The 14337-nt window shown below is 71.5% G+C and carries 11 protein-coding genes; 5 read left to right on the plus strand and 6 right to left on the minus strand.

Features of this window, described 5'->3' with window-relative positions; translation table 11 throughout:
• Window positions 1-156: 156 nt before the first annotated feature.
• Together ACFWP5_RS25620 and ACFWP5_RS25625 are read right to left on the minus strand one after the other, a co-directional pair.
• On the minus strand, window positions 157-1779 hold the full coding sequence (locus ACFWP5_RS25620; protein ID WP_384160952.1) for a protease pro-enzyme activation domain-containing protein: 1623 nt from the start codon (window positions 1777-1779) through the stop codon (window positions 157-159).
• Window positions 1780-1938: 159 nt separating this feature from the next.
• Window positions 1939-4830: an AAA family ATPase gene (locus tag ACFWP5_RS25625; protein ID WP_384160955.1), complete on the minus strand. Its 2892-nt coding sequence runs from the start codon at window positions 4828-4830 to the stop codon at window positions 1939-1941.
• A 204-nt stretch (window positions 4831-5034) separates the two neighbouring features.
• Here ACFWP5_RS25625 and ACFWP5_RS25630 point away from each other — a divergent pair, with 204 nt between their 5' ends.
• The gene (locus ACFWP5_RS25630) at window positions 5035-6057 is read left to right on the plus strand and encodes an amidohydrolase (protein WP_384160958.1); all 1023 of its coding nucleotides are present in this window, start codon (window positions 5035-5037) and stop codon (window positions 6055-6057) included.
• A gap of 82 nt (window positions 6058-6139) precedes the next feature.
• Here ACFWP5_RS25630 and ACFWP5_RS25635 read toward each other — a convergent pair whose 3' ends face one another.
• The 4 genes from ACFWP5_RS25635 to ACFWP5_RS25650 form a co-directional block, all read right to left on the minus strand.
• Window positions 6140-6802: a YceI family protein gene (locus ACFWP5_RS25635; RefSeq protein WP_384160961.1), complete on the minus strand. Its 663-nt coding sequence runs from the start codon at window positions 6800-6802 to the stop codon at window positions 6140-6142.
• Between the two features lie 194 nt (window positions 6803-6996).
• Window positions 6997-7767, minus strand: a complete 771-nt coding sequence (locus tag ACFWP5_RS25640; protein WP_384160964.1) for a polysaccharide deacetylase family protein — start codon at window positions 7765-7767, stop codon at window positions 6997-6999.
• Between the two features lie 149 nt (window positions 7768-7916).
• Window positions 7917-9140, minus strand: a complete 1224-nt coding sequence (locus ACFWP5_RS25645; RefSeq protein ID WP_384160968.1) for a cytochrome P450 — start codon at window positions 9138-9140, stop codon at window positions 7917-7919.
• A gap of 156 nt (window positions 9141-9296) precedes the next feature.
• Entirely contained in the window at window positions 9297-10493 is a 1197-nt protein-coding gene (locus ACFWP5_RS25650) for a cytochrome P450 (protein WP_384160971.1), read from the minus strand.
• A gap of 238 nt (window positions 10494-10731) precedes the next feature.
• Here ACFWP5_RS25650 and ACFWP5_RS25655 point away from each other — a divergent pair, with 238 nt between their 5' ends.
• From ACFWP5_RS25655 to ACFWP5_RS25670, 4 genes are all read left to right on the plus strand, one after another.
• On the plus strand, window positions 10732-11514 hold the full coding sequence (locus ACFWP5_RS25655; RefSeq protein ID WP_384160974.1) for a DUF899 family protein: 783 nt from the start codon (window positions 10732-10734) through the stop codon (window positions 11512-11514).
• Between the two features lie 78 nt (window positions 11515-11592).
• A complete protein-coding gene (locus tag ACFWP5_RS25660; protein ID WP_384160977.1) occupies window positions 11593-13074 on the plus strand; it encodes a purine-cytosine permease family protein in 1482 nt (493 codons plus the stop codon).
• Window positions 13071-13625, plus strand: a complete 555-nt coding sequence (locus tag ACFWP5_RS25665; RefSeq protein ID WP_384160979.1) for a cysteine hydrolase family protein — start codon at window positions 13071-13073, stop codon at window positions 13623-13625. The genes ACFWP5_RS25660 and ACFWP5_RS25665 overlap by 4 nt, the downstream gene beginning before the upstream one ends.
• On the plus strand, window positions 13622-14329 hold the full coding sequence (locus tag ACFWP5_RS25670; RefSeq protein ID WP_384160982.1) for a GntR family transcriptional regulator: 708 nt from the start codon (window positions 13622-13624) through the stop codon (window positions 14327-14329). Before ACFWP5_RS25665 ends, ACFWP5_RS25670 begins: the two co-directional genes overlap by 4 nt.
• Window positions 14330-14337 lie beyond the last annotated feature (8 nt).

A 14337-nucleotide genomic window follows, 5' to 3' on the forward strand; every position in this document is an offset into this window, starting at 1 on the left:
TGGTTCGGGGTTTTGTCCGCGCCCGCTGCCGGTGGGCGGGGGAGGGGCAGGTTCGACCCCGCGGCCCCCCGCACGGGAATGTCCCGGTCCCTGCAGGGGGCGGCGGGTAAGCGCACCCGCCCCGCGCTTCACTCATCGGTGTTCAGCTACAGGCGGTCAGCCGAGCAGCTTGGTCGCCAGGGTCGCGGCGTTGTACGAACCCCAGCCGCTGGTGAAGTCCCAGCCGGTGGCGGTGGAGTAGGCGCCGTTGCTGCCACTGGTGATGTCGTGGAAGCCGGTGCCCTTCGCCGTGTAGAGCGCGGGGTTGGCGAAGCCGAGGTTGGCCTTGCCGGCCGCCGCGGCCTGCTGGTTGTAGAGCGCGCCGAAGGCCGCCCACTCGGGCGCGGCGGCGCTGGTGCCGCCGACCGTGCCCCAGCTGCCCTGCGAGTAGATCGAGACGCCGGGGCTCGGGTTCGCGAGCGCCGACACGTCGGGGACCTGCCGGTAGCCGCCGCCCGCGGTCTTCTGCACCGCGGTCTGCCAGCTCGGGATCTTGAAGACGGAGGACTTGCCGCCGCCACCGCCCGACCAGGCCGTTTCCTTGCTCCACGCGTTGGCGGAGGTGACGGTCAGCGTCGTACCGCCGACGCCCGTGACGTACGGGTCGCTGGCCGGGTAGTCGACGGTGGTGGTGCCGTCGCCCGCGTCGTCCGATCCGTCGTCGCCGGAGGCCGCGTAGAAGCCGAGGCCCTCGGCCGCGCCCGCCTTGAAGACGGCGTCCACGGCGTTGATGTTGGAGGTGGTGCGCTGGCTCTCGGAGGCACCCCAGCTGATCGAGGTGGTCGGGATGCCGCTGTCGACGATGGCCTGGTAGGTGTCGACCTCACCGGCGTCGGAGTTGGGGCCCTCGAAGACGGTGACGTTCGCCTTCGGGGCGATCGCGTGCAGGACCTCGATGTCGAGCTCGACCTCGACCTGACCGTCACCGAGCGCGCCGGAACCGCCGTCCACCTTCGACACGGTCGGAGTGGGCGAGCCCAGGCTGTAGTTGGTGTCGTACTTGGTGATGTTGGCCTGCTGGAAGCCGTCGAACTCCAGCAGCGCGATCTTCTGCCCGCTGCCGGTGTACGTACCGGAGACGCTGTAGCCGCCCTTGATCTGGGCCGGGGTGTAGCCGCCGCCGGGGCCGTTGTGCGGGTTGACGGCGGAGGACGCCTGGTGGTGCAGCTGGGCGCGGTTGTTGAGGCCGGTCACGTCGCTGACGAGGTCGGCGATGCCGGTCGGCAGGGTCGGCGCGGTCTCGTTGGCGTAGAAGGCGCGGCCCGACTTGGCGTCCTTCCACGTCGACAGCTTGGTGCCGAAGGCCTTCTCCAACTGGGCGGCGGTGCCGCTGGCGTCGACCAGCAGGTTGCCCGAGTGGACCTTGCCGACGGTGAGACCCTGGGCGCGCAGGTACTCCTTGACCTGCTTCACCTCGGCGTCGGTCCGGCCGAACCGGGCCGCGAACTGGGCCTTCGTCAGATAGTGGCCGTAGGAACTCGACCGCGGATTACTGACGTTGGCGACGAAGGTGTCGAGCGTCTTGTCGCTTCTCGGGGTCAGGCTGATGGCCACCGATATGCGCTTGGCGGCGGAGACGGCGCCGGTGCGGGCCGCGTCGTGGTTCAGGCCCTTGAGGACATCTCCCGCGATGGCGGCGCGAGTTGTGTGCGGCTGGGCGGCGGCGTAGGCGCTGGGGACGGCGGCGGCGAGCAGAGCCGGTACGGCGACCAGGCCGACCAGCTTCAGGCGTGACGTCACGGAGATCCTCCGAGGAGTGGGGGGTTGCTGTCCCGGAAGGGAGCGGCTTCACCGTAGGAACATCAGCCCCACCCGCATAAGCGGGGGAACCCTTGCGTTACGTGTTAACTACGCGTGTCACGTGAACCGCGGATTGCATGCAAAACCGCGGACGACAGGTCAGCGGCGGTTGTCGAGCGCGCGGGGAGTCCGCACCCGGCCGGGCTGACTGATCGTCACCGCCTGTGCGGTGAGCTGCTGTTGGTCGTCGTCGCCGACGCTCACGGTCGCCGCGCCGGACGCGATGACGGCGACCGCCATCGCGTGGGCGAGCGCGGTACGCGAGCGGACGCCGACCTTGCGGTAGACCCGCGACAGGGTGCCCTCGACCGTCTTGACGCTGATGAACAGCTCGGCGGCGACCTCCCGGTTGGTGGCCCCGCCGCCGACCAGTTCGGCCACCCGCGCTTCTGTGGGCGTGAGTTCGGGACGCCCCTCACCGTCCCGGTCGCCGGCCTCCAGACGGGCCAGTTCGTCCCCGGCCCGCGCGGCCAGCGGAACGGCGCCGATCCGCGTCGCCGTGTCCCATGCCTCGCCGAGAGCGGTGCGTGCCGCGTTCCGGTGACGGGCCCGGCGTTCGACCGCGCCGAGCGCGATCAGAGTGCGCACCAGGTCTACGGGCAACGGGAGTTGACGCAGTCGGTCCACGGCGGCCCGCAGCCGTACCGCCCCCTCCTTCGCCCGGCCGAGCCCGGCCTCGCGCAGCCCTTCCGCCCGTTCCAGAGCGGCCAGGACACTGCCGGGCGCATCGACGGACACCCGCTTCCGGGCCTCGTCGATCACGGCCCCGGCCGCGTCTGTCTCGCCCAGCACGACCAGGGCCTCGGCCAGATCGCTGTACCAGTGCAGCAGGGGCGGGTCGGCGGCGGACATGGCCGCGCCGAGTTCCTTGGCGCGTTGCAGCGCCTCGACCGCTGCCGCCGCTCCGCGCGGGTCGCCGGCGAGCAACTCGGCCTGCCCCAGCACCGCCAGCGCCCGCAGCAGGAACAGCCGGTCGCCGTCCGCATCCGAGGCCCGCACCGCCTGCCCGGCGAGCTGCCGGGCCTCGTCGGCGGTGCCGCCCGCGGTCGCGGCGAGCGCCGCCGCGTACAGCGCCGGAGCCGTCTGTACGCCCGTCTCGGCCACGGCGCGTGTGCAGCGGGCGGCGGTGTTCAGGGCCTCCCGGCAGTGTCCGGCGCGTACTTGGATCCGGGTCAGGGCCACCAGGGTCGCCATGACCTCCTCGACCCCGGCGAACTCCCCGATCTCCGCGAGGAGTTCGGTGACCCGTTCCTGGGCCTCGGTGACCTTGTCGGAGTCCAGGGCGAGGATCGCCCGCATCCGGATCAGCCCCCAGCTCTCCGGCCCGGCGCCGGCGCCACCGGCCAGCGCGAGCGCCTCCTCCAACGCGACGTCGGCGGCGACCGGTTCACCGCCCAGGGAACGCACCCGGGCGAGAGTGGCGAGCGCCCCGATCCGGGTCTCCGTGTCACCGGCCAAGGCCGCCTGCCGGGCGGCGCGCCGGGCATGCCGGGCCGCGTCCTCCAACTCCCCGCACAGCAGGCCCCGTACGGCTGCCCAGTGGTGCAGCCATGCCTCGGCCTCCGGGTCGCCGGCGGCGTCCCGGAGCCCCTCATCGATCAGGGCATGGGCACCCTTCAACGCCTGCCCGGCATTGCGCAGCAGGACCAGCCGCGCCCGCACCCGCTGTCGTGCGGAGCCCGACCCGGCCAGAACGGTCTCGGCCGCCTGCCCCGCCTCCTCCAACTGCCCGGCGTCACACGCGTATTCGGCCGCCGCCAGCAACCGGTCGGCGCGCTCGGTGAGACGGTCGCCGGGCGTGCGCCGGGCCGCGAGCCCGGCCAGCTCGAAGGCGGCGTCGGGCGCGCCGTCCCGACGGGCGCACTCGGCCGCGGACATCAGCGTGCGGGCCGTGGTCTCGTCCTCGTACGGGTGGGCGAGCGCCAAGTGCCGGGCCTGCTCCACGGGTTCGGCGACCGCACGGGCCAGCAGCGCGTGCGCCTGGCGGCGGTCGTGCTCCGGAGCGTCGGCGTAGACGGCGGCCCGCATCAGCGGATGCCGGAACCGTACGGTCCCGTCGGCGTGGGCCGTCGCGACGCCGAGCCGTTCCGCCTCCGCGAGGTCAGCGGCGGGGTCGTGCAACCCGGCGGCGCGCAGCAGCGTGAGGGTGGGGCGAGCGGCGGCGCTCGTGACGAGGAGGGTGCGGCGCGCGGACTCGGGCAGCGTGCGCACCTGGTCCAGGAGCAGGGTGCGCAGCCGTCGGGGTACGGGCAGTGGCCGGCCGAGGCCGACGGCCGCACCGTCGCGCGGGGCCGCCCGCCCCAACTCCAGTGCGTACCAAGGGTTTCCGGCGGCGGTGTCCTGGACGGCTCGCAGTACCGCCGGTGGCAGGTCGGCGTGCAGAAGCCGCGCCACCTCGTCGTCCGTCAAGGGCGGAACCGGCAGTTCGACGGCGCCGGGCGGGCAGCACTGCGGCCGTTCGGGCTGCTCGTCCTCGGCCACCCGCTCGGCCGCCACCACCCGCACGTCGAGGCCCTCGACACGGCGTACGGCGAAGGCGAGCACCTCGGCGGTCGGCTCGTCGAGCCACTGGAGGCCGTCGAGGACCAGCAGCACGGGGCCGGTGGCGGCGAGGGCGCGCAGCACGTCGAGAACGGCGACGCGGATCGCGAGCCGGTCCCGGTCGCCGTCCGGTTCCAGGCCGTGCAACAGGGCTGCCCGCAACGCGATTCGGGGTTCGGGTGCGAGGGCCGCCAGGCAGCTGTCCGGCACCCGTGCGAACAGGTCGACGAGACCGGCGAACGGGAGCCGGGCGTCCCCCTCGGCGGGGGAGCAGTACAACACCGTTCCGGCAGGCTGGACATGAGCGGCCGAGGACGCCACGAGGGCGGCCACCAGCACGGACTTGCCGATCACGGCGGGACCGTACAGAAGCACTCCGTGACGGATCGTCAACTCTGCCCGGGCGGTGTCGAGCAGCTCGCGGCGCCCGGTCAATGACCGTACTTCCACGACGAGTCCAGGGACGGAGCACAACGGGAGCCGAGGGCGGGGCAGGTGGATCGGTGGGTGAGGCGGGTACGTCGGGGCCCCGGATATTTCGGCATGTGTTCATGACAACCGGTGCGGAATCGGCTTGTCAATGACGGCCGGTGTGTCGCCGGTCAGCGAACGAGCTGCGGCCGCGATCCGACAGTCTGCTTCGTCGACCGCCTGGTGGAGCGCCTGGTCCCGGCGCCGGACCGGGCCCAGCGGGTCGACGGACTGCGCCTGGCGTCCGCCCAGTACGCCGCCACCGGCATCGGCACCGTCCGCGACTGCGCGGTCACCCCCGAGGACTACGCCGTTCTCCTCGCCGCCCGCGAGGCCGGCGCCCTCAGCACCCGGATCCGCGCCCTGATCTCGGCGCTCGGCATGACCAGCGCGGCCCAGGTGGAGGACCTGCTCGACGTCATGGAGGCCTGGCGTGACAGCTCCGATCCGTGGCTGCGGGTGTGGGGCGTGAAGTTCGGGCTCGACGGCGGCCTCGAAGCCGGCGCCACCGAGGAGCCGTACGCCTGTGACCACGCCTTCTCCGGGACGCTGATCTGGGAGCCCGACGCGCTGGTCGAGGCCGTCGAGGCCGTGGTCCGCCGCGGCTGGCGGGTCGGCACCCACGCCTACGGCGACCGCGCGGTCCGCACCCTCCTGGACGTCTACGAGCGCGTCCTCGCCCGCAACCCCGGCCTGCCCGCCGGCACGCTGGTGATGGAGCACGGGGGCCTCGCCGGTCCCGAACAGCGCGCCCGCGCCGTCGAGTTGGGCATCCCCGTCACCATCCAGCAGCCGCTGCTGCACGACACCGCCGAGGTGGAGGAGGGCTTCTGGGGCCCGGAACGCGTCGCCCGCCTCTTCCCCGCCCGCGGCTGGATCGACCTGGGCGCCCAGGTCAGCGCCGGATCGGACTTCCCCGTGGGCCGGTTCGGCGCGATGCGCTCCGTCTACGGCATGACCACCCGTCAGACCGTCATCGGCGTCAAGGGCCCCGAACACGCCATCACCTACGCCGAGGCCCTCACCCTGCACACCGTCAACGCGGCCCGCCTGTGCGGCGATCAGGACCTGCGCGGCGCCCTCGCCCCGGGCCGCCTGGCGGACCTCGCCGTCTGGGACCAGGACCCCGCCGACTGTCCGAGCGACGCCCTGCGCGACCTGAACCCCGTCCACACGATCGTCGGCGGCCGTCTCGTCACCCGGTAGGGGCACCGCACATCGCAGTACGAGGAAACACACGACTCGCCCGGCACGCAGCGACACGGCGTCCGGGCGAGCAAACGTTCCGTCAGGCGGCCGGCATCGTACGGATCGCCGCGATGTCGAACTGGAGCCGCACCTTCTCGCTCACCATCGCACCCCCCTCGGCCAGCCGGGAGTTGTAGGTCAGACCCCAGTCGGAGCGGTCGATGGTGGTGGTGCCGTCGAAGCCGACGCGTTCGACGCCGAACGGGTCGGTGACGTGACCGATATAGGTGAGTTCCAGGACGACGGGACGGGTCGTTTCCTTGATGGTGAGGTCGCCGAGCATGCGGTAGACATCGTTGCCCGCCATTTGCACCGCGGTGCTCGCGAAGCGCATCCGCGGGAAGGTGGCGGAGTCCAGGAAGTCGCGGCCGACCAAGTGGCCGTCGCGTTGTTCCACGCCGGTGTCGACGCTGCCGGTGGACACCACGATCTCGGCTTGCGAACGGGCGGGGTTGCGGCCGTCGAAGTACAGCCGGCTTTTGTATTCGGCGAAAGACCCGCGCACGGTCGTCACCATCGCGTGCCGGACGGAGAAGCCGATCCGGCTGTGCGCGGGGTCGATCATCCACTCTCCGGTCAGCGCCGCCAGGGCGGGATCGGGCAGGCCGGAGGAGGTGAAGGCCGGTGGGGCGGCGGGGCGTTGCGGGGCGGTGGCCGGGGGTGCCGGGCGGCGGAGGGGCGCAGCACGGTTGAACAGGTTCATGTGTCACGTAGTTACTGCACGCCTGATATCGCCGCAAGCCTTCATCGGGAACCGACAGCAGCGCGAATCGGCACTGACACGGTTAAATACCGCCACCTCGCGGGCCGTTACCACATTTCCCACACATATTCGTCACCCGAAAAACGGCGAACGCCAATTCAGCGCACGGTTCAGCGCACAGTTCAATGCACCGTTCAGCGCACCGGGAACCCGAACGAATAGCCCTGCTGCTTCAGCCACGGCAGGATCTCGCGCAGCGCGGCCACGGTCTGCGCGCGGTCGCCGCCGGCGTCGTGGAACAGGATCGTCGGCCCGTTGGACAGTTCGCTCTTGACGGTGGCGATGATGGCGTCCGTGCCCGGGAGTTCGAAGTCCTTGGAGTCGACGTTCCAGCCCAGCGGGCGCATCCCCTGCGAGGCGGCGAGATGCCGGCTGTACGGCGTGAAGGCGCCGCCCGGCGCACGGTAGTACTGCGGCCGGACACCCCCGGACGCCTTGGTGATCATGCTCGCGGCGTTCAGGATCTCCTGCGACTGGTAGGCATCGGACTTCTTGTCCATCGTGGTGTCGTGCGAGACCGTGTGGTCGCACAGCCGGTGCCCGGCCGCCACGACCGCCTTGACCAGGTCGGGGTGGGCCTCGGCCTGCGTGCCCACCATGCAGAAGGTGGCCTTCACGCCGTTCTCCCGCAGGACCTGGAGCACCTCAGGCGTCCAGGTCGGGTCCGGCCCGTCGTCGATGGTGATGTTGACGCCGTGGGCGCCCTTGTCGGAGGCGTGCACGATCTCCTCCGACACGGTGGCCCGGGCGGGGGCCGAACCGGAGGCGGAGGGATGCGCCGCGCCCCGGGCGTCGACGACACCGGCCTGCGCGGTCCACACCGAGGTGGCCGCAGCCACCGCAGTCACCCCAACTGCCGCCGTGAGTACCCGGCCGTACCATCCTCGCCCGCTGTGCCGCGCCATGTCAGCCCTGTTCCTTGTGCTGTTGATCGACTCCGTGCACTCGTCAGGACGGTGTAAAGGCGCGGAAGGATCCGGCTGTTACTGATCACGGACAATTTCGCGGGAGTTCCGAGACGAAGGCTCAACGAGCGGACGCCGCAGAGGTTTCGCTACCGCAGGGCGAGACGCCCGCGGAAACCCTCCGGGACCGGGGCGAAGCGGAGCGCCATCGTGAGCTTCTCGGGGTGCTCGACGGTCAGCCGGTAGCGGGTGCACAACAGATGGCACAGGCCCATCAGTTGGACGGTCCCGATGTTGGCGCCGACGCACTTCTTGGGCGCCCAGCCGAACGGCACATAACAGGTACGGTCCGCCGGCCCGTGCGGCGCGCCCGGCAGGAAACGGTCCGGGTCGAAGACGTCCGGCCGCTTCCAGACCCGTTCGTCACGGTGGATCAGATGCGGGCTCAGCAGATACCAATCGCCGGGCTCCAGGCGGGTCTTGCCGAAGTCGAAGGGGAAGTCGTTCCGTCGGACCAGCAGCAGCGGCGGGCTCCACAGACGCAGCACCTCTTTGACGAACCGGTGGGTCACCGGGGCCGCGTGCGTCGGCGTGGTACGGAACTCCACCGGGTCCACGGCGCCCAGTTCCTCGGTGAGCCGCCGCTGCCAGTCGGGGTGCCGGACGAACTCGTACAGCAGGCTCGCGGCGGCGGTGCCCGGCGGCCCGCCGATCGCGGTCAGCACGGTGGTCACCACGTCGAGCGCGCGGTCCATGCCGAGTTGGGGCAACAGGTCGACGAACGGATCGGCGAGATCCAGCTCACGCCCCCGCTTCCCGTGCGCGCGCTGCCGCAGCACCCGGCGCACCACGAGCCCGGACCGCAGCTGTACGACGACGAACCGCAGGTGGTGCCACGTGCCGGCCGGCTCGGGCGAGACGAGCCGCAGCAGCTTCATCTCCAGGTCACGGCGGACCAGTTCGGACTCGCCGGAGGTGAGACCGGACAGCGCGACCGGCAGCATGGACCGCAGCGCCACGTCCTGGGTGAGCATGACCAGGTCCACGTCCTCGCCGAGCCGCTCGTCGATGATCCGCTCCATGCGGTCGATCAGGCTGCCGTGGTGCTCCGCCGTGGCCAGGGTGTGCAACTGGGTGAGCCAGGCGGAACGGATCTGGCTCCACCGCACCTCGGGACTGCGCCGCCGCCGCAGCATGTCGATCAGCCGGTCGGGCAGGACGAACCTGCGCCAGTTCGTGGCGCTGACCCGGCGTGCCGCCTCCGGCTCGAACACGCCGAGCCGGGTGTCGTCGACCCAGAAGATCCCGTCCTCGGCGGCGCTGCGCGTGCGGATGGCGTGCAGGAAGTCCTCGGGGTGCTGCGGGGTGGTCATGATGAGCGTCCCCTCATGGGGCGCGGGGAGCCGGCCGCTCGGTGGTTCCCCGCGCCGGGCCGGTCAGATGTGGTGGTACAAGTACCAGAATTGTCCGTACGAGCCTCGGATGTTGAGGACGGACTTCGCCTTGAGATACAGGGCGTGCATACGCGTTCACCTCCTTCCAGGACAGCCGGTGCGGGTGCTCAGCACCGCGGTGAAACGCGGTGGAGCGAGCGCCGGGCCCACCTGGGGACCGGTGCCGTCATGGGTGACCGACAACCGCCAGTCACGGGTGATCAGTTCGACGACGTCTTCGAGGAGCCGCATCGTGACGGTCGCCCCGGCGCAGGTGTGCGGCCCGTGCCCGAACGGCAGATACGCCGCGTCCGGCACCGTCTCCGCCCAGCGCTCCGGCACGAACTCGTCCGGCCGCTCCCAGTACCCGGGATGCCGGTGCACCAGGTAGGTGCATACGGCGAGGAGGTCCCGCGGGGTCACCTCCGCCCCGCCGAGCGTCTGCACACGGCTCGGCGTCCGAGCGAACAACCACGCCACCGGCCACAGCCGCAACGTCTCCCGCACCGTCCAACTCGGTTCCGCCGCAAGGGAGTCGGGATGCGTGCCGAGCAGGTACACCGACCAGCCGAGCGCGAAGCCGACCGAGCCGACGGCGGCGAACAGGAAGGACAGATACACCTCGGCGAGATCCTTCGGGTTCGCCCCGGGCTCGCTCTCGTCCACGACGACGTCGAGCAGGTCACGTGCCTCGTGGGTGGGGTCCAACTGCCGCTGCCGGGCGTGTATTTCGGTGTGCAGGAAGCTCAGCGCGCGGCGCCGGAAGAGCAGTCGGGACGGCGGCGAGTGGCGGTGCCGGGCGCCCGCCAGGACCGCCCGATGGACGATCTGCCCGACGGTGGCGTGCAGTTGGGGCGGTGCGTCCCGGTGCAGCAGGACGTCTCGCAGGTGGCGCAGGACGAACAGGTTGCCCGCGTCGGGCCAGACGGCAGTGGGCGCGAGGAGTCCGGCGACCAGACCGGGCAACTCGGCTCGCCGTGCGTCCAGATGACGCCTCATCAGGGCCCGGGCCGAGCGCCCGATCCGGACCTGCGCCGCACGGGGCCCGAAGTCCCCGTGCCGGGTCCGGTAGAAGTCGGACGCCTCGACGACGACGGCGTCCCGGTTGCCGAGCACCGCCCGGGCGGACTCCGGACCGGCCACACACACCGTGCCCGCGGCCGAGCGCCACACGTCGTGCACCCCGTCGAACTCCGCGCTCAGCAGGGCCAACGTGTCGCGGGTGCGGGGACGGACTCCGCGGGGAGTGTGGGCGGCCTCGCCGTGCCCCTGACGTGTCCCGGATGACTCCATGGTGGCCCCCTTCGAGATCACGCAAGCGCGACACCCGTGGTGCGGTACGTGTGACGCCCCGACCGATGGGAACAGCCTGCGGACGGTTCGCCGACGTGTCGCCCGCTGTGCCGGTGAGCGGAACAGCCGGACAGAGCAAGGCGCCGCGATGAGTTTCGGTCGTCCCGGGAGTCTCATCCGATGAGCGCCGTAGTGCGTCGTACGACGCTGCCCGGAACAAGACCTCACGGAGGACCCCATGACGACCCCGCCCGGCACCGCGAACAGCGACCTCCCCGGCAAGCCACCCGTCGTAGACCTGGCCGCCTGGAACGCGGCGCGCGACGAGCTGCTGATCCGCGAGAAGGCGCACACCCGTGAGGGCGACGCGATCGCCGCGGCCCGGCGGCGGCTGCCGATGGTCGAGCTCGACGGGAAGGTCGAGGTCGTCGGGGCAGATGGACCGGTCCCGTTCCTCGACCTGTTCCAGGGGCGCGACGAACTTGTGGTGTACCAGCACATGTGGCACGACCACGCACCGCACCAGGGGCAGTGCGAGGGCTGCACCACCACGGCCTGGCACATGAAGGACGCGGTCTACCTCAACGCCCGCGGCGTCTCGTACGCCGTCCTGACCACGGGCGCGTGGGACGAGGTCGCTCCCTTCGTCGAGTTCATGGGCTACACCGAGCCCTGGTACTCGGTGCGGGGCCTGGACGCGCCGATCGGCGGAGGGATGGGGCACATCATCGCCTTCCTCCGCGACGGCGACCGCCTCTTCCTCACCTACTCCACGACGGGCCGCGGCAACGAGCCCGTCAACGGCTCCCTCGCCCTGCTCGACATGACGCCCCACGGCCGCGGCGAGGCATGGCAGGACAACCCCGAGGGCTACCCGCCCGGCCGGGACGCCTGCTGGTACTGGCGCTCGGACGCCGACGGGAACGCCACCTGGGGCGGGACCAGCCGGCCCGTACCGCAGTGGACCCGCCCCGGCGCCATCCCCGTGGAGACCCTGGGCCGCCACGGCGACTGCCACTGACAGGGAGCGGTCCGCCCTTGACGCCCCTCACCGCCCCGCCTAGCCTCGACTGAACACGTCTAGACAGGTAGGTCGACGATGGCGGATTCCCAGACTTCCCAGTCCCGGCAGCTCCAGGTCGAGACACACGGCCTCGACGTGATCGGCGACGCCGAACGCAAAGGCACTCCACGCACCCTGTTCTGGCCGTGGTTCGGGGCCAACGTCTCGATCCTGGGCCTGAGTTACGGCGCCTTCGCGCTCGGCTTCGGGATCTCCTTCTGGCAGGCGCTCGTCGCCGGTGTGATCGGGATCGTCTTCTCGTTCCTGCTCTGCGGCTTCATCGCGGTCGCCGGCAAGCGCGGCTCCGCGCCGACGATGGTGCTCAGCCGCGCCGCCTACGGCGTGCGCGGCAACCGGCTGCCGTCGGTGATCTCCTGGGTCCTCACCGTCGGCTGGGAGACCGTCCTCACCGCCCTCGCGACGATGGCCACCGCGACCGTGTTCAGCAGGCTCGGCTGGGGCGGCGGCACCGAGACCAAGGTCGTCGCGCTGATCCTGGTCGGCGCGCTGACCGTCGTGGGCGGAGTCATGGGCTTCGACCTGATCATGCGGCTCCAGACCGTGATCACAGTCGTCACCGGCGTCCTCACGATCGTCTACATCGGCCTGGTCGCCGACCACATCCACTGGAGCACGGTCAGCGCCGTACCGGCGGGCTCCGCACAGGAGTTCATCGGCGCGCTGGTGTTCATGATGACCGGCTTCGGCCTCGGTTGGGTCAACGCCGCCGCCGACTACTCCCGTTATCTGCCCCGGAGTTCGTCCGGCAGAGGCGTGATCGGCTGGACCACCTTCGGCGCCTCCGTCGCCCCGCTGCTCCTGCTGGTCTTCGGTCTGCTGCTCGCCGGTTCCTCCAGCACGCTCGACAAGGCGGTCGCCGCCGACCCGATCGGCGCGCTGACGACGATCCTGCCCACCTGGTTCCTGGTCCCGTTCGCCGTGGTGGCCGTCCTCGGCCTGGTCGGCGGCGCGGTCCTCGACATCTACTCCTCCGGCCTGGCCCTGCTGTCGGCCGGCCTCCGGGTGCCGCGCTATCTCGCCGCGCTCGTCGACGGCGTGTTGATGATCGCGGGCTCCGTCTACATCGTGTTCTTCGCCGACAACTTCCTCGGCCAGTTCATGGGCTTCCTCACCACTCTCGGCGTCCCGATCGCCGCCTGGTGCGGCATCATGCTCGCCGACCTCATGCTGCGCCGCCGCGACTACGACGAGGGCGACCTCTACCGCCCGACCGGCCGCTACGGCGACGTCCAGCTCACGCCCCTTCTCCTCACCCTCGCCGCCACCGCGATCGGCTGGGGCCTGGTCACCAACACGGCCGCGAGCTGGCTGAGTTGGCAGGGCTATCTGCTCGACCCGCTCGGCCTCGGCGGCAAGTCCGGCTCCTGGGCCTACGCCAACCTCGGCGTCCTGATCGCCCTCGCCCTCGGCTTCCTCGGCACGCTGGCCCTCGGCCGCGCCCGCGTCCGGCGGCAGGAGGAACAGGCCGCGAGCCCGGAGGCGGTGCCCGCCGTATGACCACCGCGACCGGCCATCTCGCCGTCATCGACATGCAGCGCGTCTTCGCCGAACCCGACAGTCCCTGGGCCACCCCACGCTTCGACGAGGCGGCGGCAGGCGTACGACGACTGCTGCCAGCCTTCGGGGAACACGTCACCTTCACCCGCTTCCTGGCCCCGGAGAAACCCGAGGGCGCCTGGCGCGCCTACTACGACCAGTGGCCCTTCGCCCTCCAGCCCCCGGACGCCCCCCTCTGGGAACTGATCGACGAATTCGCCGCGCGGGCACGGCACTTGGTGGACGCGCCCACCTTCGGCAAGTGGACCCCGGAACTCGCCGAACGCGTCGGCCCCACCGGCCGGCTCGTCCTCGCCGGCGTCAGCACCGACTGCTGTGTCCTGTCCACGGCCCTCGCAGCCGCCGACGCGGGAGCCGAGGTACTGGTCATCGCCGACGCCTGCGCCGGCGTGGACGACGACTCCCACGCCAAGGCTCTGCACGTCATGGACCTCTACCGGCCCCTGATCCGGGTGGTCACCGTCGCCGAGGCGGTCGGGGAGACGCCATGACCGCCGTCCGGCTCAAACACCAGCGGATCACCGAGGTCCTCGCCAAGGAGATCCGCAGCGGCCACCGCCCCGCCGGCGAACAACTCCCCGGCGAACACGCCCTGGCCCAACGCTTCGGAGTCAGCCGTACGACCGTCCGCGCGGCCCTCGCCGAACTCAGCGAGGCCGGCCTCATCGCCACCCACACCGGCAAGGGCTCCTACGTCCTCTTCGACGGCCGCCCCCTGGACGACCGCCTCGGCTGGGCCCACGCGCTGGCCACCCAGGGCATCGACACCCGGGTACGGACCCTCGCCGTGGACGAACGACGGGAAGAACGACTGGCACGCCAACTCGGCCTCGACGCCACCGAGTTCGTGTGCGTGGAGCGGATACGGGAACTGGCCGCGGACGCGGTCGTCGTGTCGTACGAACGCAGCTTTCTGCCGCCCGTACCCGGCGTGCGCGAGCTGCCCTCCCGCGGGCTCGGGCAGGAGTCGCTGACCGAGGTGATGCTGCGGGCGGGCCTGCGGCCCGACCACGGTGAGCAGCGGGTGAGCGGGCGGCGGATCGACGGGCGGGAGGCGGAGCTGCTGCGCCGCGAACCGGGTGACTGGTTCCTCGACACGCGGCGGACCAGCCGGGCGGCCGACGGCTCCTTCGTCGAACATGTCGTGAGCCTCCTCGACCCCGACCACTTCCAACTGACCCTCGAATTCGGCTGACCCCCGCC

This window comes from Streptomyces sp. NPDC058469, assembly GCF_042721125.1.
Taxonomy (GTDB): domain Bacteria; phylum Actinomycetota; class Actinomycetes; order Streptomycetales; family Streptomycetaceae; genus Streptomyces.